The sequence below is a fragment of the Micromonospora cathayae genome (assembly GCF_028993575.1).
Lineage (GTDB): Bacteria > Actinomycetota > Actinomycetes > Mycobacteriales > Micromonosporaceae > Micromonospora > Micromonospora cathayae.
In genome coordinates, this window is sequence record NZ_CP118615.1 from 6,570,679 (window position 1) to 6,591,253 (window position 20,575).

General features: G+C 73.9%; 19 protein-coding genes. 9 read left to right on the forward strand and 10 right to left on the reverse strand.

All coding sequences use genetic code 11. The features are described 5' to 3' along the window. Positions 1–39: 39 nt before the first annotated feature. Positions 40–732 carry a lysophospholipid acyltransferase family protein gene (locus PVK37_RS28845; protein WP_275030964.1) on the reverse strand — a complete coding sequence of 231 codons (693 nt, stop codon included), beginning with the start codon at positions 730–732 and terminating at the stop codon, positions 40–42. 482 nt (positions 733–1,214) lie between these two features. Here PVK37_RS28845 and PVK37_RS28850 point away from each other — a divergent pair, with 482 nt between their 5' ends. Both PVK37_RS28850 and PVK37_RS28855 read left to right on the forward strand, forming a co-directional pair. Continuing rightward, on the forward strand, positions 1,215–2,045 hold the full coding sequence (locus PVK37_RS28850; RefSeq protein ID WP_275030965.1) for a DUF308 domain-containing protein: 831 nt from the start codon (positions 1,215–1,217) through the stop codon (positions 2,043–2,045). Between the two features lie 223 nt (positions 2,046–2,268). Then, positions 2,269–3,684 (forward strand): alpha,alpha-trehalose-phosphate synthase (UDP-forming), encoded by a 1,416-nt coding sequence (locus tag PVK37_RS28855; protein ID WP_275030966.1) that lies wholly within the window; start codon positions 2,269–2,271, stop codon positions 3,682–3,684. A gap of 36 nt (positions 3,685–3,720) precedes the next feature. Here PVK37_RS28855 and PVK37_RS28860 read toward each other — a convergent pair whose 3' ends face one another. The 6 genes from PVK37_RS28860 to PVK37_RS28885 all read right to left on the reverse strand — a co-directional run bounded on the left by PVK37_RS28860 (position 3,721) and on the right by PVK37_RS28885 (position 9,047). After that, complete coding sequence (locus PVK37_RS28860) at positions 3,721–4,557, reverse strand: alpha/beta hydrolase (RefSeq protein ID WP_275030967.1); 837 nt, start codon at positions 4,555–4,557, stop codon at positions 3,721–3,723. After that, on the reverse strand, positions 4,554–5,963 hold the full coding sequence (locus PVK37_RS28865; protein WP_275030968.1) for a flavin-containing monooxygenase: 1,410 nt from the start codon (positions 5,961–5,963) through the stop codon (positions 4,554–4,556). The genes PVK37_RS28860 and PVK37_RS28865 overlap by 4 nt, the downstream gene beginning before the upstream one ends. 99 nt (positions 5,964–6,062) lie before the next feature. Continuing rightward, positions 6,063–6,764: an endonuclease/exonuclease/phosphatase family protein gene (locus tag PVK37_RS28870; protein WP_275030969.1), complete on the reverse strand. Its 702-nt coding sequence runs from the start codon at positions 6,762–6,764 to the stop codon at positions 6,063–6,065. A 120-nt stretch (positions 6,765–6,884) separates the two neighbouring features. Then, complete coding sequence (locus PVK37_RS28875) at positions 6,885–7,841, reverse strand: ROK family glucokinase (RefSeq protein ID WP_275030970.1); 957 nt, start codon at positions 7,839–7,841, stop codon at positions 6,885–6,887. A gap of 65 nt (positions 7,842–7,906) precedes the next feature. Then, a complete protein-coding gene (locus PVK37_RS28880) occupies positions 7,907–8,551 on the reverse strand; it encodes a hypothetical protein (protein ID WP_275030971.1) in 645 nt (214 codons plus the stop codon). 40 nt (positions 8,552–8,591) lie between these two features. Further along, positions 8,592–9,047, reverse strand: a complete 456-nt coding sequence (locus PVK37_RS28885; protein ID WP_275030972.1) for an SRPBCC family protein — start codon at positions 9,045–9,047, stop codon at positions 8,592–8,594. Positions 9,048–9,201: 154 nt separating this feature from the next. Here PVK37_RS28885 and PVK37_RS28890 point away from each other — a divergent pair, with 154 nt between their 5' ends. The 5 genes from PVK37_RS28890 (at position 9,202) to PVK37_RS28910 (ending at position 16,211) form a co-directional block, all read left to right on the forward strand. Further along, a complete protein-coding gene (locus tag PVK37_RS28890) occupies positions 9,202–11,013 on the forward strand; it encodes an AMP-dependent synthetase/ligase (RefSeq protein WP_275030973.1) in 1,812 nt (603 codons plus the stop codon). Between the two features lie 14 nt (positions 11,014–11,027). After that, positions 11,028–12,716, forward strand: coding sequence for a sensor histidine kinase (locus PVK37_RS28895; protein WP_275030974.1), 1,689 nt, complete (start codon positions 11,028–11,030; stop codon positions 12,714–12,716). Between the two features lie 7 nt (positions 12,717–12,723). Further along, complete coding sequence (locus tag PVK37_RS28900; RefSeq protein ID WP_030337723.1) at positions 12,724–13,392, forward strand: response regulator transcription factor; 669 nt, start codon at positions 12,724–12,726, stop codon at positions 13,390–13,392. A gap of 214 nt (positions 13,393–13,606) precedes the next feature. Then, positions 13,607–14,416, forward strand: coding sequence for an SAM-dependent methyltransferase (locus PVK37_RS28905; RefSeq protein ID WP_275030975.1), 810 nt, complete (start codon positions 13,607–13,609; stop codon positions 14,414–14,416). Further along, a complete protein-coding gene (locus tag PVK37_RS28910) occupies positions 14,409–16,211 on the forward strand; it encodes a putative bifunctional diguanylate cyclase/phosphodiesterase (RefSeq protein WP_275030976.1) in 1,803 nt (600 codons plus the stop codon). The genes PVK37_RS28905 and PVK37_RS28910 overlap by 8 nt, the downstream gene beginning before the upstream one ends. Positions 16,212–16,242: 31 nt before the next feature. Here the strand turns inward: PVK37_RS28910 and PVK37_RS28915 are convergent, their stop codons facing one another. Together PVK37_RS28915 and PVK37_RS28920 are read right to left on the reverse strand one after the other, a co-directional pair. Continuing rightward, a complete protein-coding gene (locus PVK37_RS28915; protein ID WP_275030977.1) occupies positions 16,243–17,370 on the reverse strand; it encodes a glycosyltransferase family 4 protein in 1,128 nt (375 codons plus the stop codon). Next, positions 17,367–18,626, reverse strand: coding sequence for a M48 family metallopeptidase (locus tag PVK37_RS28920; protein ID WP_275030978.1), 1,260 nt, complete (start codon positions 18,624–18,626; stop codon positions 17,367–17,369). Before PVK37_RS28920 ends, PVK37_RS28915 begins: the two co-directional genes overlap by 4 nt. A gap of 164 nt (positions 18,627–18,790) precedes the next feature. On the opposite strand from PVK37_RS28920, the gene PVK37_RS28925 reads away from it, so the two are divergent. Together PVK37_RS28925 and PVK37_RS28930 are read left to right on the forward strand one after the other, a co-directional pair. After that, positions 18,791–19,285 carry a toxin-antitoxin system HicB family antitoxin gene (locus PVK37_RS28925; RefSeq protein ID WP_275030979.1) on the forward strand — a complete coding sequence of 165 codons (495 nt, stop codon included), beginning with the start codon at positions 18,791–18,793 and terminating at the stop codon, positions 19,283–19,285. A 101-nt stretch (positions 19,286–19,386) separates the two neighbouring features. Next, positions 19,387–20,232 carry a DUF4097 family beta strand repeat-containing protein gene (locus tag PVK37_RS28930; RefSeq protein ID WP_275030980.1) on the forward strand — a complete coding sequence of 282 codons (846 nt, stop codon included), beginning with the start codon at positions 19,387–19,389 and terminating at the stop codon, positions 20,230–20,232. Between the two features lie 72 nt (positions 20,233–20,304). Here the strand turns inward: PVK37_RS28930 and PVK37_RS28935 are convergent, their stop codons facing one another. Continuing rightward, complete coding sequence (locus PVK37_RS28935; protein WP_275030981.1) at positions 20,305–20,517, reverse strand: hypothetical protein; 213 nt, start codon at positions 20,515–20,517, stop codon at positions 20,305–20,307. Between the last annotated feature and the right edge of the window lie 58 nt (positions 20,518–20,575).

Consider the following 20,575-nt stretch of genomic DNA (forward strand, 5'->3'; position numbering starts at 1 on the left):
GTTCTCCTCGGTCGTCTGGACCCGCCCGGCCCGGTGGGTTCAGGCGGCCAGTGGGGCCGGCTGCTGGTTCTTCACCTTCTGGGCGTAGATGTCGACGTACTCCCGGCCGGACAGCTCCATCAGCTCGTACATGATCTCGTCGGTGATGGCCCGCTCGACGAACCGGTCACCGCCCAGACCGGTGTACCGGGAGAAGTCCAGGGGCGCGCCGAAGCGGATCCGCACCTGGGCGACCCGGGGGACGAGCTTGCCCGGGGGCTGGATCTCGTCGAGGTTGAGCATCACCACCGGCACGACCGGTGCCCCGCTCTCCAGGGCCAGTCGGGCCACCCCGGTCTTGCCCCGGTAGAGCCGGCCGTCGGGCGACCGGGTGCCCTCCGGGTAGATGCCCGCCACGCCGCCGGCCCGCAGTACCGCCAGTTGCGCGTCCAGGGCCGCCTGGGCGGCCCGCCCGCCGGACCGGTCGATCGGCAGGGTGCCGGTGCCGACGAAGAACATCCGGGTCAGCCACCCCTTGATCCCCGTGCCGCTGAAGTACTCGGCCTTGGCGACGAAGGTGACCTTCCGGGGCACGATCAGCGGCAGGAAGATCGAGTCCGAGAAGGAGAGGTGGTTGCTGGCCAGGATCACCGGCCCGGTGGGGGGCAGGTGCGCGAACCCCTCGACCCGCGGTCGGAAGATCAGCCTCAGCCAGGGTCCGAGGATGACGTACTTCATCAGCCAGTACAGCACCGCTGTCCTTCCCGAGGGGTCCGCGACGGCGCCGCCGGGCGGCCGGTGCGGACGGAAGCGTCGGCCCGGTGTGGCCCACGACCTGTCGGCTGTGAGCCTACGAACCGGAAGCCACGCGTCACAACGCCCGCCCCGGTACGGACGGGGACGGTTGGGTCACACCACCGGCCGACCCGGCCGCATGCTGGCACCGGACCGCGCCGCCGGCTGACCCGACCGGGCCGCCGGCCGCACCGTCGGCACCCCGGCTGCGCCGCCGGCCGGCCCGGCCACGCCGCCGGCTGCCCCGGCCGCATGCTGGCACTTTCCGCAAGAACGGACAAACGGTCCGGGCTGCGACCTGCGGGAGCGGGGTCGACTTTGGGCAACGCGCCACAACGCACTCCCGGAACCGGGTGTGGACGTGTCACGATTCAGGACACGGCGTGCGGGCGGGGGCGCCGGAGGACCTGCACCGTCGAGGTGCGCGGAGGAGGACGCCGGTGTCAGCGGGTGGGGCACGCCGGGGACGGCGGGACAACGGGCTCGATGCGAGCGAGTACGCCGTCGCGGGCGACGTGGATCCACGCGTCGGTGAGCACCTGCTCGACGTGCTCGCCGCCGGCGGCATCGCCGCCTACCTCCAGCCGTCGGCCGACCTGAATCCGGTGACCCGGACGACCACCGTGCCGTCCCGGCCGGTCGACCGGCTCTACGTGGACCGCTCCCATCTGACCACCGCCCGGGACTACCTCACCCAGCTCTCCGACGAGGGCGTCAGTGGGCCGACCCGGCCCGGCGAGCCCGACGTCGAGGCCGAGTGGGCCCGGATCGTGGCCGGTTTCCACCGTGGCCCGACCGCCGGCCCCAACCCCTGGCCGGCCGCCGAGGAGGTCGACGACCCGCCGGAGCCGTCCGGTGCCGCGCTCGGCCGCCCGGACGAGGGCGGCGGCCCCACCGCGACCGGGGTACGCCCGCTCACCTCGGCCACCGACGTCTCGGGTGTCTCGCTCGGTCGGCGCACCGACGAGCCCTCGCTCCTGGACGGGCTGGACACCTTCGGCGCGCACCTGCCCGACGGCCCCGACGAGGAGGGCTACACCCCGCCGCCACCGCCGCCGCTGCCGCCGGTCTCCAAGTACGCCGTGGCCGGTGTGCTGGCGATCGTGGTCGGGTTCGTGCTGTTCCTCTTCCCGTCGGTGCTGCCGGTGGACCGCGCGGTGGTGACCCTGCTCGGCTTCACCGGCATCCTGGCCGGGTTCGTCACGCTGATCTGGCGGCTGCGGCCCGGCGACCCGGAGGACCACGACCCGGACGACGGCGCGGTGGTCTGAACCGGCCGGCACTCCTGGGTCGGACCGGCCCCGACCGGCTGGCCCTCCCGGGCCGGACATCGAGCCGTCCGGATGTCGGGACGCTCACCACCCCACGCGGGAGAAGTAACAGTGGTGTAACTTACTGTCAGTAGGAATACCGCTGTAACGTCACTTCCCTCGCTGACTGCCCGGTTCGTTCCTGCGCGGGGTGGTCATGCCTCTGCAGATCGGAATGACCGAGATGCGACAGAGCTCTCTCGTGGTGGTGGCCAACCGCCTGCCCATCGACGACAGCGTGGCACCCGACGGCGCATGCGAGTGGCGCCGCAGCCCCGGCGGACTGATGAGCGCCCTGCACCCGTTGCTGCAACACACCCCGGCGACCTGGGTGGGCTGGGCCGGCGGGACCGGCCCCGCCCCCGACCTGCCCGACGTCGACGGGGTACGGATGCACACCGTTCCGCTGACCCCCGAGGACTTCCGGGACCACTACGAGGGCTTCGCGAACGCGACCCTCTGGCCGCTGTACCACGACGCGGTCGAGCAACCCGAACACCACCGGCGCTGGTGGGAGGCGTACCAGCGGGTCAACCGACGGTTCGCCGAGGCCGCCGCCGAGGTGACCGACCACGGCGGCGTGGTCTGGGTGCAGGACTACCACCTGCAACTGGTACCCGCCCTGCTCCGGGAACTCCGGCCCGACCTGCGGATCGGGTTCTTCCTGCACGTGCCGTTCCCGCCGCCGGAGCTGTTCATGCAGCTCCCCCGCCGGGCCGAACTGCTGCGCGGCATGCTCGGCGCGGACCTGATCGGCTTCCAGCGGGCCCAGGCCGCGCACAACTTCGCCCAACTGGTGTCGAAGCTGTTCGGGATCCCCGCCACCGACCGGCAGGTCGAGGTGGACGGCCGGACGGTACGGGTCGGGGCGTTCCCGGTCGCCATCGACACCGCCGAGATGGCCGCGCTGGCCGCCCGGCCGGACGTGGCGGCCCGCGCCGACCGGCTCCGCCACGACCTCGGCGACCCGGACCACGTGATCCTCAGCGTGGACCGGATGGACTACACCAAGGGCATCGAGCAGCGGCTCAAGGCGTACAGCGAACTGATCGCCGACGGGCACGTGAAGGTACGCGACACGGTGCTGGTGCAGGTCGCCGTGCCCAGCCGGGAACGGGTCGGGCAGTACCAGATCCTCCGGGACCGGGTCGAACGCGAGGTCGGCCGGATCAACGGCGAGTTCGGGCGGGTCGGCGAACCCGCCATCCACTACCTCACCCAACCCTTCGACCGGGCCGAACTGGCCGCGCTGTACCGGATCGCCGACGTGATGGCGGTGACCCCGCTGCGCGACGGGATGAACCTGGTCGCCAAGGAGTACGTCGCCGCCCGGGTCGACGACACCGGGGCCCTGCTGCTCAGCGAGTTCGCCGGGGCGGCGGCCGAGCTGTCCCAGGCGTACCTGGTCAACCCGCACGACCTGGAAGGGCTCAAGCAGATGCTGCTGACCGCCCTGGAGGCCGACCCACGGGACACCACGGCCCGGATGCGGGCCATGCGTGAACACCTGCACCGCTACGACATCCGCTCCTGGGTGCGCTCCTACCTCGGCGCGCTGGACGACAGCGGATCCCTGCTCCGCAGCATGATCAGCGACTGATCGTGACGCGGCGCGGTGTGCTGCGGCGCGGCCTGATCAGCGGCTGAGTGCCGCGACGGCGGGAGCCGGTTCCTTGACCAGCCAGTCGAGCAGCGCGTCGACCGGCTCCCGCCACCGCGCGTCGAGCATCACGTCGTGCCCCATGCCGGGAAAGAGCAGCGGGGCCGAACCGTACCGCCGGGCCACCCGGGTCAGCGCCGCCGCCGGCACCACCCGGTCGTCCGGGCTGCCCAGCACCAGCACCGGCGGCCGACCCACCGCCGGCTCCAGGCCACCCGGAAAGAGCAGCCGCCACTGGGCGCGCCGCCCGGCCCGGCCGAGCCGGGCCAGATGGGCCCGCGCGGCGGCGTCCGGCAGCTCGGCGCTGAACAACTGCCGCCGGTTCAACCGCAGCCGGCCACCCCACAGCGCCGGGAGCGTGCCCACCGGGTTGCGGCGCACCGCAGCACCGAGCGCCGACCAGCCACCGAACACCGGGGCCACCAGCACCGCGGCCCGCGCCGGGTAACGGGCCAGGGCGTGCGCCACCACCAGCGCCCCCGCGCCGTGCCCCACCAGCACCGCCTGCCGGGGCAGCTCCGCCGCCACCTGGGTCACGTCGTGCACGTACGCGCGCAGCGACGCGTCCGGCGCCGGTTCGCTGCCGCCGTGCCCGCGCAGACTGACCGCGTACGCCGGGAAGCCCCGGGACGCCGCGTGTTCCAGCCAGTGCTCGGCGAACGCCCACGCCCCGTGCCCGAAGCCGGGCACGAACAGCAGCGGTGGACGCCCCTGCTCCAGCTCCGGCAGGACGCTGAGCACCTCCCGCCGGGCCGGCCGGACCGGTCGGGCCCACTCCCGCCCCCGCATGATCCGCAGCCGTCCCGCCGTCATTTGGTGGCCTCCAGGTCGTTCAGGGCGCGTTGCACAGCGCGCAGGTAGTCGACGTGCCCCACCTCGAACCAGTGCCGGCTGCTGTCCTTCACCCGCCCCGAGTAGCGTTCCCCGGCGGCCGAGGCGACCTTCGCGGCGAACGCCGCCGCCCGCTCCGGACGGTCCTGCCGCAGCGTCAGCAGCCGGGCGACCAGCACCGACTGCCAGTGCGAGATGGGGAACAGGCCCGAGTCCGGCTGGACCAGGCCGACCACCGCGAGCGTCGGGTACCCCTTCGGGAAGGCGTTCAGGTAGAGGGTGGGTCGGCCCTCCCCGGCGTCGTCGCCGACCAGTCGCGGGTCCAGGAACTCGAACCGGGGCAGGTAGCCGGTGGCGAACACCACCAGGTCTGGTTCGATCTCCCGGCCGTCGGTCAGCTCCACCCCGTACGGGTGGAAGCGTCGCACGTCCGGCACCGGGGTGATCGCGCCGTGCCCGACGTAGTAGACGAGCTGGCTGTTGGCGATCGGGTGCGTCTCGTAGACCCGGTGGTCCGGTGCCGGCAGCCCGAACCGGGTCAGGTCGCCGACGGTCAGCCGCATCGTCCGGTGGTAGAGCCACTGCCGGACCCGCCGGGGCACCCGCAGCCACAGCAGCAGGTCGTTGACCTGGTCGGCGGGGCGGCCCAGCACATACTTCGGGGCGTACCAGTAGCCACGCCGGGTGGAGTGCCAGCACGCCGCCGCCTGCTGGGCGGCCTCCACCGCGATGTCGCAGCCGGTGTTGCCGGCCCCCACCACCAGCACCCGCTTGCCGCGCAACTGCGCCGGGTCCTGGTACGCGGAGGCGTGGATGGTCTCGCCCCGGAACCCGTCCAGCCCCTCGTACCCGGGCAGCTTCGGGGACCAGTTGTGCCCGTTGGCGACGACCACCGCGGCGTACCGGGAGGTGCGTTCCGGGCCGTACCCGCCGGTGCTGCGGGTGGTGACGTCCCAGCGGTCCCCCTCGACCGGCTCGACCCGGACCACCTCGGTGCCGAACCAGATGTGCTGGCGCAGGTCGAAGTGGTCGGCGTACCGCTCGAAGTACGACAGGAGCTGGCTGTGGTGCGGGTAGTCCGGCCAGGAGTCGGGCATGGGGAAGTCCGGGAACTGGGTGAACGGCCGGGACGAGATCAGGTGGGTGCTGGCGTAGACCGGGCTGCGGTCGTGCCGCCAGTTCCACGCCCCGCCGACGCCGGTCTCCCGTTCGTAGCAGTCGACGCCGAAGCCGTGCTCCCGGAGGTTCTTCACCGCGGTCAGCCCGCTCGCCCCGGCGCCGATCACGCAGACCGTGTCACCCCGGTCGGAGACCGGGCGGCCGTCGGAGCCGAGAGCGGACGTGGCCGGCGCGTCGTCGGGGCCGCCGTGGTCGGTGGAGATGGACACCGGGTATCTCTCCTTGGGGGGGTACGCGCACGCGTGCCGGGTCGCCGCCGCATCCTCTCCACTTCGGAGAGTGTTTGTCCAGTCCGACCCGGCGTCCGGTCAGTCGGTCACCGGTAGCAGCAGGTCGACCAGGACCGGGAAGTGGTCGCTGGCCCGCCGGGTCTGCGGGGTGTCCACCACGTCGTAGTCGACCACGGTGATCCGGGGATCGACGAAGATGGCGTCGATCCGGCGGCTCGGGTTGGCGCACGAGTAGGTGAGCCGGTCGGCCCGGTCGGCGGCGACCGCGGTGTCGGTGAGCCCGTCCGCGATGGTCCGCCAGGCCGCCCCGCCCGGCCCCTCGTTGAGGTCCGCGCCGACGATCACCGGCCAGCGGGCCGACTCGATCTCCTTGCGGAGCAGCTCCGCCTGCCCGGGACGTTCGGTCGGGTCGGTGGCGAGGTGCGAGCCGGCCACCACGAACCGGGCCCCGCCGACCACGCACTCGGCGAACGCCGCGCCGCGCAGGTGCCGGCCGGGGGTGAGCGGGAACCGTTCGCAGTACGTGTCCGCCACCCGCACCCGCAGATTGGTGAGGATCAGGTTGCCCAGCGCGGGCAGCCCGCCGGCCCCGACCACCAGCCCGAACGACTCGGCCAGCGCGGCGCACCTGGCCCGCCAGCGGAACCGGCGCGGCCCTTCCTGCACGATCACCACGTCGGGGCGGGCGGCCCGGACCACCTCGGCCAGCGTGGCCGTGTCGTCCCGCTGGGCGTGGACGTTGTACGACACCACCCGCAGCGGCACACCCCCGATGCTCACAGTGTCACCTTCCGTTCGCGACTGCGGGGCTCCGCTGCGCTGCACTCCTCGCGCTTCACCACGCCACCTTCCGTTCGCGACTGCGGGGCTCCGCTGCGCTGCACTCCTCGCGCTTCACCACTAGATCCGCCGGGCCAGGTCGGCGGCACCGATGACGCCGGCGGTGTTGCCCAGTTCGGCGGGGCGTACCTCGGCCACCGGGAGCCGGCCGCGCTGGGCCAGCGCGTCGGCGAACGACCGGCGGGTGGGGCCGAGGAGCAGGTCCCCGGCCTCGATCACACCCCCGCCGACGACGAGGACCTGCGGGTCGAGGATCTGCGCCATGTCGGCGAGGCTGGTGCCGAGCCAGCGGCCGATCTGGGCGAACGCCTCGGAGGAGACCGGGTCGCCGCTCTGGGCGGCGGCGGTGACCATCGGACCGGTGATCGCCTCGGCGTCCCCGCCGGCCAGCCGGAGCAGTTCGGTGGCCCGCTGCGGCTCCTGCCGGGCCCCGGCGCGGGCGAACCGGACCAGGGCGTTGCCACTGGCGTACTGCTCGATGCAGCCGAGCCGGCCGCAGCCGCACTGGTGGCCGTCCGGGACGGTGAGCATGTGGCCGAGTTCGGCGGCGATGCCGTGCGCGCCCCGGACCAGGGCCCCGCCGAGGACGATGCCGCCGCCGACCCCGGTGCCGATGGTGAACATGACCATCGAGTCGTCGGCGTGCCGGGCCGCGCCGTAGCGGAACTCCGCCCAGGCGGCCACGTTCCCGTCGTTCTCCACGATCACCGGCAGCCCGACGGCGGCGCTGACGTACGCCCGCAGCGGCTCGTCCCGCCAGGCGAGGTTGGGGGCGAACAGCACGGTGGAGCGGGTGGCGTCGATCCAGCCGGCCGCGCCGATGCCGACCGCGTCGATCCGGTGGCCGGCGGCCAGCTCGGTGACCACCTCGATGATGACGTCCCGGGTCTTGCCCACGTCCTCGGCGGGGGTGTCCCGTCGGGCCTGCACGAGTACCTGGCCGGTGTCGTCGACCACACCGCCGGCCACCTTGGTGCCACCGACGTCGACTCCGATGGTCAGCGTCACCGCTGCCACTCCCCTCTGCTGTGCTCCCCCGGCGCCGCCGGCCCGGTGGCCGGTGGGTGTCGGGATGTCGTGGGTCAGGCCCCGTCGCCTGGCGCGTCCCCGTCCGCGCCGTCGGGCGTACGCGACGCCGGCACCACGCCACGCGCGGCCGGTGGCCGGACCGCGGCGTCCGACCCGGCCGACCCGGCGACGTCGACGGGTGGCTCGCCGACGGACGCGGTCGCCGCGTCCGCCTGCCGGGTCGCGGCGGACCAGACGTCCCGCTCGGGTACCGGCTGAGAATCATGCCCGGTACGGGTGGCCTCGCGCCACACCTGATCATCAGCGGCGGGTGGCGGGGTGGGTGTGGGGGTGGGTGCGGTGGGGGTCGTCGGGTCGGGCGCGAAGGCCCGCAGCAGGCTCGCCACCCCGGCGGCGAGGTCACCGGCGCCGGTCGCCAGCCGTTCGGCGAACTCGGGACTGGGGTCGCGTAGCGCGACCATGGCCCGGCAGATGGGGCAGACGCAGCATTCGGGCGTACCGGTGGCGAAACCGCCCCCGGCGGGTCCGGTGGCACCGCCGGACGGGGTGCTGTGACCGAGGACACCCGCGACGATCCCACCGAGCGGACCCCACGGCCCGGCCGACGGGCCGCCGGCGGCGAGCCGCGCGGTGGCCAGCACGGTGGCGACCAACCGTTCCGCCTCCTCCCGGGCCGAACCCGGATCGGTACCTCCCATGGTGGGCTCCTCTACCGTGGCGACACCGCGACCGGTCGGGTCAGCGCGCCGCACCGGGTGCTTCTACCCGGTGCTTGAGCTGCTTCAACGCGGTGTCCATGATCATCTTCTCGGCCTTGCGGCGGAACATCCCGAGCATCCCGACGGAGAGTTCCACCTCCAGGGTGTAGGTCACCGTGGAGGTGCCGTCCGGGTGGCCCACCACGTCGTACGAGCCACGCTGGGCGCGCTGCATCCGCGACGGGGCGACCAGGTGCCACTCGATCCGGGAGAGGTCCTCGGCGTAGGCGTACTCCAGCACGTACTCGTCGGCCATCACCCCGGCGTCGATGGTGAACCGGACCTGACTGGCGTAGCCGTCCTCGTACTCCTCGAGCACCTCCACCCGGCGCACCGCCTCGGTCCACTCCGGGTAACGGGGGAAGTCGCAGATGACCGCGACCACCCGCTCCGGGGGCGCGCCGACAGTGATCGACTGGGTGGAGGAGTCCGCCATGGGGGGAGGCTACCCGGCCGTGCCCCGTCCCGCCCCGCTCCACCCCCGGCCAACCCGGTCCATGTGATCAGCAGGGGATGCGGGTAGGTTTCGACGAGGCCGTCCGTCTGCGCCGACGGCCCCGGCCAGGCCAGTGCGAGCACGAGGAGTGCAGGTGCGCGAGTTCTCCGTCCCGCCTGTCGTCACCGTCGGTGACGCGGCGAACCTCACCGACCCGGTCTGGGAGAACGCCGAGAAGGCGCCCGACGCGGTGCAGTTCGCCCGCCCGGTCCCGGCTGCCGGTGACGCGGTCCGGGCCTGGACGGACGTCACCTGCGTCCAGTTCCGTGACGAGGTGGTCGCGGTGGCCCGCGGCCTGATCGCGGCCGGTGTCACCCGGGGTTCCCGGGTCGGGCTGATGAGCCGGACCCGCTACGAGTGGACCCTGTTCGACTACGCCATCTGGTCGGTCGGCGCGGTGACCGTGCCGATCTACGAGACCTCCAGCGCCGAGCAGGCCGCCTGGATCCTCTCCGACTCCGGGGCGGTCGCCTGCGTGGTGGAGACCAACGCGCACGCCACCCTGGTCGCCGGGGTCACCGACCGGCTGCCCGAGCTGGACCGGGTCTGGCAGATCGACCTCGGCGCGGTGGACGAACTCGTCGCCCTCGGCGCGCCGGTCGACCCGCGGGAGGTCGAGCGCCGCCGGCAGGAGATCCGCGCCGACGACGTCGCCACCATCATCTACACCAGCGGCACCACCGGCCGCCCCAAGGGCTGCGTGCTGACCCACCGCAACATGTACGCCGACATCGCCAACGCGGTGCCGGTGCTGCCGAACCTCTTCCGCCCCGGCGCGTCGACCCTGCTGTTCCTGCCGCTGGCGCACTCCTTCGCCCGGCTCATCCAGATCGGCGTGGTGCACGCCCGGGCCACCATGGCGCACTGCGCCGACACGAAGAACCTGGTCGCCGAGTTGCAGGAGTTCCGGCCGACCTTCGTGCTCTCCGTACCCCGGGTCTTCGAGAAGGTCTACAACGGGGCCCGGCAGAAGGCCGAGGCCGACGGCAAGGGCCGGATCTTCGACCGGGCCGAGGCGGTCGCGGTGGCCTGGAGCGAGGCCCAGGACACCCCCGGCGGGCCGGGGCTGCGGCTACGGGCGCAGCACGCGGTCTTCGACCGGCTGGTCTACCGCAAGCTGCGGGCCGCCCTCGGCGGCCGGTGCCGGGACGCGATCTCCGGCGGCGCGCCGCTGGGCGCCCGGCTCGGGCACTTCTTCCGGGGCATCGGCGTGACCATCCTGGAGGGGTACGGGCTCACCGAGACCTCCCCGGCCGCCGCCGCCAACCTGCCGGACGCGATCCGGATCGGCACGGTCGGCCGGCCGCTGCCCGGGGTGACCATCCGGATCGCCGACGACGGGGAGATCCTCATCGCCGGTGACCTGGTCTTCCAGGAGTACTGGCACAACGAGCAGGCCACCGCCGAGGTGCTGGAGGACGGCTGGTTCCGCACCGGTGACCTGGGCCGGCTGGACAGCGACGGCTTCCTGAGCATCACCGGCCGGAAGAAGGAGATCATCGTGACCGCGGGCGGCAAGAACGTCGCCCCGGCGGTGCTGGAGGACCAGGTCCGGGCGCACCCGCTGGTCAGCCAGTGCGTGGTGGTCGGCGACCGGCAGCCGTTCATCGCCGCGCTGGTCACCCTGGACGAGGAGGCCCTGCCGAAGTGGCGGGAGGCGGCCGGGCTGCCGGCCACCGCCACCCTCGACGAGCTGCGGGAGAACGAGGCGCTGCGGGCCGAGATCCAGCGTGCGGTGGACACCGCCAACCAGGCGGTGTCGAAGGCCGAGGCGATCAAGGTGTTCCGGATCCTGCCCCGCGACTTCACCGAGGCCAGCGGTGAGCTGACCCCCTCGCTCAAGGTCAAACGCAACGTGGTGCACGGCAACTACGCGGCCGAGATCGCCGCCATCTACGAGCGCTGACTACGATCCGTCACGTGTCCGCCTCCACCGCCCGGCCCCGGCCCCGCCCGCTGGCCGCCACCGCCCGCGTGGTCATGCTCGCGCTGGTCGCCGTCCTCATCCTGATCCGTACCCGGGACGTCGACCAGCTCTGCTGGGTCGCCCTGCTGGCGATGGCCGGGTTGCCGACCCTGCTCGCCCCGGCCGACCGGCTGCTCGGCCCGCTCGGCCGGACCGCCGAGGTGGTGGTCCTGGGGTTGGCCGCCAGCCAGGTCGCCGCGGCCGGCAGCAGCGCGGCGATGGCCGGGATGGGCGCGTCGGCGGTGCTGCCGTACCTGGCCGTACCGGTCACCGTGACCGCGCTGCGCCGCCGGTTCGCCGAGGGCGCGGCGCTGCTCGGGGTCACCGCGGCCACCCTGCTGGTCAGCGGGGCGCTCACCCAGGTCGACGGGGAGCGGCAGATCACCCAGCTCGGCTACCTCGTGGTCTGCGCCCAGTGGCTGATCCTGGCCGGGCTCGGGCTGTACGCGGCCAGCACCCTGCACCGGGTGATGGCGGTCCGCCCCGAGAGCAAGCCCCAGCCGTACGCCGAGGCGACCCGGCTGCTCACCCAGCTGCGCGGGGTGGCCCGGCAACTGCCCGGGGCGACCCTGGACCCGGGCGGCATCTCCGAGCACCTGCTGGAGGAGCTGCGTACGGTCACCCGCGCCGACCGGGCGGCGGTGCTGTCGGCCAGCGGCGGCGGCCGGCTGGTGGTGCTCGCCCAGGTGGGCGTGGACCGGGTCGACTGGGAGACCACCCTCGACGCCGACTCGGCGATCGCCGACGCGTGGGCCAGCCAGCAGCCGCAGACCGCGAACCGTTCGCAGGCCCGCTCGCACCGGGGCGGCGACGTCTCGGCGCTGATCGTCCCGCTGGTCGCCGGGGTCCGCACCGTCGGGCTGGTGGCCCTGGAGGCGGACGTGGCGCAGGCGTACCCGGCCCCGGTGGTGGAGCGGGTGACCGCGCTGACCCGTCCGGCGGCGCTGCGGTTGGAGGCCGCGCTGCTCTTCGACGAGGTGCGCTCGCTGGCCACCAACGAGGAACGGCAGCGGCTGGCCCGGGAGATCCACGACGGGGTGGCCCAGGAGTTGGTGATGGTCGGTTACGGCATCGACAACGCCCTGGCCACCGTGCACGACGACGCCGAGGAGACCGCCGAGAGCCTGCGCACGTTGCGCGGCGAGGTGACCCGGGTGATCCAGGAGCTGCGGCTGAGCCTGTTCGAGCTGCGCAGCGAGGTGGACCGGCACGGCGGGCTGGCCGCGGCGATCGCCGAGTACGCCCGCACCGTCGGGGCGTCCGGCGGGCTGCGGGTGCACCTGTCGCTGGACGAGTCGACCGCCCGGCTGCCGGCCGCCACCGAGGCGGAACTGCTGCGCATCGCGCAGGAGGCGGTGACCAACGCCCGCAAGCACGCCGGCGCGGCGAACCTCTGGGTCACCTGCGAGGTGGACCCCCCGTACGCCCAGATCGAAGTGTCGGATGATGGTCAGGGCATCGCTGACCAGCGGCCCGACGGTCGGTACGGCCTTGCGATCATGGCGGAGAGGGCGGAACGTATCCGGGGCCGGTTGGAGATCCGTCCGCGCCAACCGAGCGGGACGACGGTGGCCGTGGTTCTCGGCACCTCGCCCCGACGCGATAACGTGCGCGGTAGCGTGAGCGCAGGAGAAGGGGAGTAACCCGAGGATGACCACAAGTCCGATACCGGCCACCCGTACCAAGGTCCTCCTTGTGGACGATCATGACCTGATCCGTAAGGGTCTGCGGCACGCCTTCGAGCGGGACCGGCAGTTCGAGGTCGTCGGCGAGGCCGCCACCGCCGCCGAGGGGGTGCGTCAGGCCGGCGCGCTCCAGCCCGACGTGGTGATCATGGATCTGCGCCTGCCGGACGGCAGCGGCCTGGAGGCCACCCGGGCGCTGCGCAAGTCCAGCGCCTCGATGGGCATCGTCGTGCTCACCATGTACGCCGGCGACGACCAGCTGTTCGGGGCGCTGGAGGCCGGCGCGAGCGCGTTCGTGCCGAAGACCGCGCCGGCCGACGAGGTGGTGGCCGCCGCCCGGCACGCCGCCTCCTCCCCCAGCGCGTTCACCGCCGCCGACCTGGCCGAGGCGATGAAGCGCCGGCTGGCCCCGTCCGGCCCGCAGCTCTCCCCCCGCGAGGGCCAGGTGCTGCGGCTGCTCGCCGACGGGATGAGCGTGGCCGGCATCGCCAAGCAGCTCTTCGTCAGCGAGTCCACCGCCAAGACGCACATCTCGAAGCTGTACGAGAAGCTCGGCGCGGCCAACCGGGCCCAGGCCCTGATGACCGCCCTGCGGTTGGGTCTGCTGGAGGCCCCGGACGCCCCCAAGTTCTGATCCGTCCGCACCGTCGACCTGGAGGTTCGCGTCCCGCCCGGCTGCCGGCCGGGACGCGAACCTCCGGCGTTCCGTACCGCGCCGGATTTCTTCCAGACGGCGCAGCAGATGAATCCGATTTGGCGCGGTCTGGTCACTCGGGCGACCAAGGGGCAGAATACGCGGGTAGCCCACGGGGCGACCGTTCTCGCGTACTTGTCAAAGGGGTAGGGCAATGCGACCGGACTGGGCACCCGACATCATCGACGTCGAGCGCCCCAGCGTGGCCCGCATGTACGACTACTACCTCGGCGGCTCGCACAACTTCGCCGCCGACCGGGCCGCCGCCGCGGCGATGATGGCCGCCGTGCCGGAGGCCCCGCTGATGGCCCAGGCGAACCGGGCCTTCATGCGGCGGGCGGTGCACTTCCTCGCCGAGGCGGGCGTCCGGCAGTTCCTGGACATCGGCTCGGGGATTCCCACCGTCGGCAACGTGCACGAGATCGCCCGGCAGGTCGCGCCGGACTCCCGGGTGGTCTACGTGGACGTCGACCCGGTCGCGGTCGCGCACAGCCGGGAGATCCTCGCCCACCAGGACGGCGCCACCGTCCTCCAGGAGGACTTCCGCCGCCCGGAGCACATCCTGGCGCATCCCGACCTGCGTGCCCTGCTCGACCTCTCCCAGCCGGTCGCCCTGATGATCGTGGCGGTGCTGCACTTCGTCCCCGACCACGACCGTCCCGTCGAGATGCTGCGCACCCTGCGCGAGGCCCTCGCGCCCGGCAGCTACCTGGTGCTCTCCCAGGCCAGCGACGACGGCCAGTTCGGCGGCGACGCCCGGGGCGACGCCGAACGGGTCTACCGCAACACCGACAATCCGCTCGTGCTGCGCGACCGGGCCGAGTTGTCCGCGCTGTTCGCCGGCTTCGAGCTGGTCGAGCCGGGCCTGGTGTGGGTGCCGCAGTGGCGACCGGACGCGCCGGACCAGGCCGAGGACGCCGCCCGGTCGGGCTTCCTGGGCGGGGTGGGGCGGCTCGGTGGATGATCCGCCCCCGGTGACGGGGTCCCGGCCCGGCCCCGGCTCCTTCGCCCGCGCCTGGGCCAAGGCGGTCTCCGGCACCAGCTACCTGCCGGTGACCCAGGAGCAGCTGGAGATGTTCCTCCAGGGGCTCACCGAGCGGCTCGCCGCGGCGCTGCGGGCCGAGCCGTTCGACCCCCGGGTCGGGCACCAGGTGGGCATCGACCTGGTCACCGCGCACATCGCCTCGGCCGAGGGGCTCGGCCGGACCATCGAGGTCATCCAGCTCCGGCTGCTGCACGACCTCGGGCTGGTCGCCGAGGAGGTCGAGGACCGGATGGCCCGGCTGCTGGCGACGGTCGCCACCGGGTACGCCCGCGCGCTGCGGGACCGCACCCTGGACGCGCAGGAGTCGCTGCGCCGGGCCGCGATGGTGGCCCGCGCCCAGGCGGAACGCGCGCTGCGGGACAGCGAGGCCCGCTTCCGCCACCAGGCCACCCACGATCCGCTCACCGACCTGCCGAACCGCACCCTGTTCACCGAGCGGCTGGCCGCGGCGATCCACGGGCCGGGCCACGCCGACCACCGGGTCGGCCTCTGCTTCCTCGACCTGGACAGGTTCAAGGTGGTCAACGACTCGCTCGGCCACCACGTCGGCGACCTGCTGCTGGTCTCGGTCGCCCGACGGCTGCGCGAGGCCGTCGGCGGTCACCTGGTGGCCCGGCTCGGCGGCGACGAGTTCGTGATCCTGGTCGAGCGGACCCGCTGCACCGACGACGTGGTCCGGGTCGCCGAGGCGGCGCTGCGGGCGATCGACCGGCCGGCCCTGGTGGACGGGCACGAGCTGACCGTGTCGGCCAGTGTCGGCATCGTGGAACGGCCGGTCGCCGGCACCACCCCGAGCGACCTGATGCGGGCCGCCGACAGCACCCTGCACTGGGCGAAGGCCGCCGGCGGGGCCCGCTGGGAGCTGTTCGACGCCGACCGCAACCAGCAGGAACTGGCCCGGTACGCGCTCTCCGCGGCCATCCCGACGGCGTTGGAGCGGGGCGAGTTCTACCTCGACTACCAGCCGCTGACCTCGCTGCGCGACGGCACCATGGTCGGGGTGGAGGCGCTGGTCCGGTGGCGGCACCCCGAGCTGGGTGAGCTGCGGCCGGACCGGTTCATCGGCCTCGCCGAGGAGACCGGCCTGATCGTGCCGCTCGGCGGCTGGGTGCTGGCCGACGCGGCCCGGGAGGCGGAGAACTGGCCGGCCGGCGGGCGGCCGGCCGCGCCGTTCGTCAGCGTCAACCTGGCCGTCCGTCAGGTGCACCGGCCGGGCCTGGTCCGGCAGGTGCTCCAGGTGCTGGAGCGCACCGGGCTGCCGCCCGAACGGCTCCAGTTGGAGATCACCGAGAGCGCCATGATGAGCACCACCGGGGAACCGGTGCACGCGCTGCGCGCCCTGGCCGACATGGGCGTCCGGATCGCCATCGACGACTTCGGCACCGGCTACTCCAACCTGGCCTACCTGCGGGACCTGCCGGTGACCGAGCTGAAGATCGCCGGGAACTTCGTCGCCGGGCTACGGGGCTGCCCGTCCGACCCGAAGACCCGCACCGACGAGCGGATCCTCGCCTCGCTGGTCTCCCTGGCGCACGCGCTGGACCTGACCGTCACCGTCGAGGGGGTGGAGACGGCCGCCCAGGCCGACCGGCTGCGGGCGATCGGCTGTGACGCCGCGCAGGGCTGGCACTTCGGCCGGCCTGGCCCGACCGGGCAGATCCTCGACCGGCTGGACCGGGAACGGCAGGCCGCCCCACTGTTCATCCCCCGCTGAGCCGGCACGGCTGCACGCGGGGCCGCCGGCTTCACACTCCGTCGAGCAGGGCCGCCATCCGCTGGGCCTGGGTCTCCCAGCGCCACTCCCGCTCCACCCAGGCCCGACCCGCCGCGCCGAGCCGGCGGGCCAGCGCCGGCTCGGCGAGCAGGGTGCCCACCCGGTCGGCCAGCTGCGCCAGGTCCCGCCCGGACACCACGTGCCCGGTCTCGCCCTCCCGGACGGCGTCGGGCGCGCCGCCGGAGTCCCCGGCCACCACGGGCAGCCCGGTCGCGGACGCCTCCAGGTAGACGATGCCGAGCCCCTCCACGTCCAGCCCACGGTTACGGGTACGGCACGGCATCGCGTAGACGTCACCGGCGGCGTAGTGGGCGGGCAGCTCGGCGGCGGGGACGGTGCCGGTGAAGACCACGTCCCGCGCCACCCCGGTCTGCCGGGCCAGCTTCTCCAGGGTGCCCCGGTACGGTCCACCGCCGACGACCAGCAGGGCCGCGTCCGGCACCCGACGGCGGATCGCCGGCAGGGCCCGGATCAGCGCGTCCTGCCCCTTGCGGGGCACCAGCCGGGACACGCAGACCACCACCGGGCGGTCGGTCAGCCCCCACCGGGCCCGGACCGCCGTGCCGTCCACGTCCGGGTGGTACGCGTCGACGTCCACGCCGGGGGCGAGCCGGCGCAGCTCGGTCAGCCCGTGCAGCGCCCTCTCCAGGCGTACCCGGGTGTAGTCGCCGAGGTAGGTGACCACGTCGGCGCCCCGGCCGATGCGGCGCAGCGCGGTCCGGGCGGCGGGCAGCGCGGCCCAGCCGACCTCGTGCCCGTGGGTCAGGGCCACCACCCGCCGGATCCCGGCCCGGCGGCGCAGCCCGGCGGCGAGCAACCCGAGCGGGGCCGCCGCGCCGAACCAGACCGTGTCACAGTCGTACCGGCGGGCCAGCGCGGCGGCCCGGCGGGCCACCAGCGGGGTCGGCAGCAGCACCCTGGTCCGTTCCCGGACCACCTCGAACGGCTGGTCGGCGTCGAACTTGGCGTCGTCGCGCCAGCTCGACGCGTAGACCACCACGGAGCCGGTGGGCTGGCGGACCGCCAGGTTGTGCACGAACGACTGGATGCCGCCGGGGCGGGGCGGGAAGTCGTTCGTGATCAGCAGGGTGCGGCTCATCGGGGGGCCTTCCTGGCGTGTGCGCGGGCGGCGGCGACGCGTTCCACCATGGACGGATGGGTCGCCGAGTAGAGGTACTCCCAGCGGGGCGGGTCGGGGTCGGCGAGGTTGGCGGTGGCGAGCCGACGCTGCATGGCCTCGAAGGTCGCCGGGTCACCGGTGAGCGCCAGCGCGTGCGCGTCGGCCCGTGCCTCGACCAGCCGCGACACGGCCGCCTGGGCCGGCGTGGCCACCAGGCCGACCAGGGTGACCAACGCCAGCAGCAGCGGGAACGCGGTGGGTTCCCGGATCGACTCGACGCCGGCCAGGCGCAGCAGCGGCGGCCACGAGCCGACCAGGTAGAGGCCGACCACGGCCGCCGCCGCGCCCAGCGCCCCGGTGACCGTGCCGACCAGCACGTCGTGGTGTTTGGCGTGGGACAGCTCGTGGGCGACCACGCTGGTCACCTCGGCCGGCGTCGCCTCGTGCAGCAGGGTGTCGTAGACGACCACCCGGCGGGTGGGGCCGAACCCGGAGACGTAGGCGTTGACCGCGCGGGTCCGCCGGGAGGCGTCGGCGACCAGCACGTCCCGCACCGGTACGCCGTCGCGGGCGGCCAGCTCCATCACCTCGGTCCGCAGCGGCCCGTCCGCCAGCGGGGTGAACCGGTTGAAGACCGGCTCGACCAGCACCGGCAGCACGAACGAGAGCAGCACCACCAGCCCGGCCGCGCCGGCCGCGCCGAACGCCCACCACCAGCGCGGGGCGAGCCGCAGCACGGTGTAGAAGCCGAGCAGGGCGACCGCGCCGACGATCGCGCTGAGCGCGTACGACTTGACCAGGTCGAGGGTCCAGTCGCTCCAGGTGTCGGTGCGCAGCCCGTAACGGGTGAGGACGGTCCGCCGCCAGACGGCGAACGGGAGGGTGACCAGCTCGGCGACGAGGACCACGGCCAGCCCGCCGAGCAGGGCCTGGGCGATCCAGTGCCCGCCGAAGGGGCGACCGGCCAGCTCGACCAGGCGCGCGCCCAGCGGGGTGAGGCCGAGCAGCAGCGCCACCAGCAGGCCGAGCAGCAGGGCGCTCCAGCTACCGGGGCGCAGCGCGCCGCGGAACTCCCGGGCCCGGGCGACCTGCTCGGGTGGCAGGTCCCGGAGGGCGGCGAGCTGGTCGGCGCGGGGGGCGGGCGGGCGGTGCCACGGCACCAGCAGGACGAGCGTGACCAACCCGGCGACGACCAGGACGGCGAGGGTGAGCGCCGCCCAGCCGCGCGGGCTCACCCGACCACCACGCGGTGCCGTACCCGGATCATGCCCTCACTCCCCTCGCCGTGCGCGCCCATCCTATTGCCGGGGTGACCGGCACCGGACGGCACGCCACAGTGGCGCGTACGTGACACCACCAAGGGTTGTTCATGGCACCATAGTGATGCCATCATGGCACCATGAACCTCACGTCGTACGTGCAGCAGCTCCGGGACGACCTGCTCTCGGCCGCCGAACTCGGCGGCGACGAGACGCGGGCCCTGGCCGAACGGTTGACCGGGCCGCTGGAGTCGGCGTTCCGCCTGGCGCTGCTGGACGCCCTCGCCGTGGCCGCCGAGGAGATCAGCCGGGAGCTGACCCCCGGCGCGGTCGAGCTGCGGCTACGCGGACGCGAACCCGAGTTCGTGGTGACGCCACCCGCCACCGCTCCACTGCCCCCCGACGGACCGAGCGTCCCCCCGCCCGACGCCGAGGAGGGTTCGACCGCCCGGATCAACTTCCGCCTCCCCGAGCAGCTGAAGAGCCGGATCGAGCAGGCCGCCGGCCGGGAGGGGGTGTCGGTCAACGCCTGGTTGGTGCGGACCACCACCGCGGCCGTCGGCGGCACCACCCGTCCGGAAAGCCGGCGGGCCGCCCCGCCGGGCGGACAGCGCTACACCGGCTGGGCCCGCTGACCACCGTCCGCCCGCGGCCCACCCGGTCCCGTCCGTTCCCACCCGGGGCGGTCCGCCCACGCCGTCCGCTGATCGTCATCCACCCGTCAGGAGGTACCACCGTGCCCACGTTCGACACTCCCAGCCCGCTCACCGTCACCGTCGACCTGGTCGTCGGCCACGCCCGGCTCACCGCGACCGAGCGCACCGACACCGTCGTCGAGGTCCGGCCGAGCAACACCGCCGCCGAGGCCGACGTCCGTGCCGCCGAGCAGACCCGCGTCGAGTACGCCGACGGCCACCTGCTGGTCCGCGCACCCCGGTCGCGTGGACTGGGCCTGTTCAACAAGAGCGGCTCGGTCGACGTGGTGATCGCCCTGCCGTCCGGCGCGGCGCTGACGGCCACCGGCTCGGCGGCCACGTTCCACGGCACCGGCGTGTTCGGCAGTTGCCGGCTGCGCTCCGGCGCCGGCGACATCCAGCTGGACACGTCGGCCGACCTCGACCTGCACACCGCCGCCGGTGACGTCCTGGTGGAGCGGGTCGCCGGGGACGCCCGGATCAGCACCGGGTCCGGCGACGTACGCCTGGGGGACGTCACCGGTGACGCGGTGGTGAAGAACTCCAACGGCGACAGCCGGTTGGGCGCGGTCGACGGCGAGGTACGGGTCACCTCGGCCAACGGCGACATCACGGTGGACCGGGCAGCGGGCGCGGTCACCGCCACCACCAGCAACGGCGACGTACGGATCGGTCAGGTGGCCCGCAGCACGGTGTCGGTCAGGACCGCGCGCGGCGGAATCGACGTCGGCGTGTCCACCGGCGTCCCGGCCCTGCTCGACCTGCACACCGGGCACGGCACCGTGGACAACCAACTGGAGGCGTGCGACCAGCCCGAGCAGCCCGGCCAGGCGGTCCACCTCACCGCGCGTACGTCGTACGGCGACATCGTCGTCCGGCGCCGCTGACCCGCCGCACGCCAGACCGACAGCCCTCCCGTCAGGCCCGACAGCCGCACGGTCAGGCGGACAGCCCCCACGTCAGGCGGCCCGGCGGCGGGTGTCGCGGCGGCGGGTGGGCCGGGTCGGGGCGAGCACCTCCACCTCGAACCCGGCCCGGGTGAGGACCTCGATCGCGTGCTGCTCGGCACCGCCCAGCCCGGCCACCTGCGCCGGAGTGTCGAGCAGCACGGTGACCAGGCAGTCGGCACAACCCTCACCCCTGATCCGGCAACTGCTGCAGTCGATGAGCACGGCTTCCTCCCGAAGCGATGCGGCGCGGCCCCGGATCACCAGCCCGCAGCGAACCCGG

Coding starts and splice junctions, on each gene's coding strand:
- PVK37_RS28880 (WP_275030971.1), bottom strand. CDS start 8,551: ATGGGAGGTACCGATCCGGGTTCGGCCCGGGAGGAGGCGGAACGGTTG.
- PVK37_RS28900 (WP_030337723.1), top strand. CDS start 12,724: ATGACCACAAGTCCGATACCGGCCACCCGTACCAAGGTCCTCCTTGTG.
- PVK37_RS28915 (WP_275030977.1), bottom strand. CDS start 17,370: ATGAGCCGCACCCTGCTGATCACGAACGACTTCCCGCCCCGCCCCGGC.
- PVK37_RS28885 (WP_275030972.1), bottom strand. CDS start 9,047: ATGGCGGACTCCTCCACCCAGTCGATCACTGTCGGCGCGCCCCCGGAG.
- PVK37_RS28905 (WP_275030975.1), top strand. CDS start 13,607: ATGCGACCGGACTGGGCACCCGACATCATCGACGTCGAGCGCCCCAGC.
- PVK37_RS28855 (WP_275030966.1), top strand. CDS start 2,269: ATGCGACAGAGCTCTCTCGTGGTGGTGGCCAACCGCCTGCCCATCGAC.
- PVK37_RS28925 (WP_275030979.1), top strand. CDS start 18,791: ATGAACCTCACGTCGTACGTGCAGCAGCTCCGGGACGACCTGCTCTCG.
- PVK37_RS28860 (WP_275030967.1), bottom strand. CDS start 4,557: ATGACGGCGGGACGGCTGCGGATCATGCGGGGGCGGGAGTGGGCCCGA.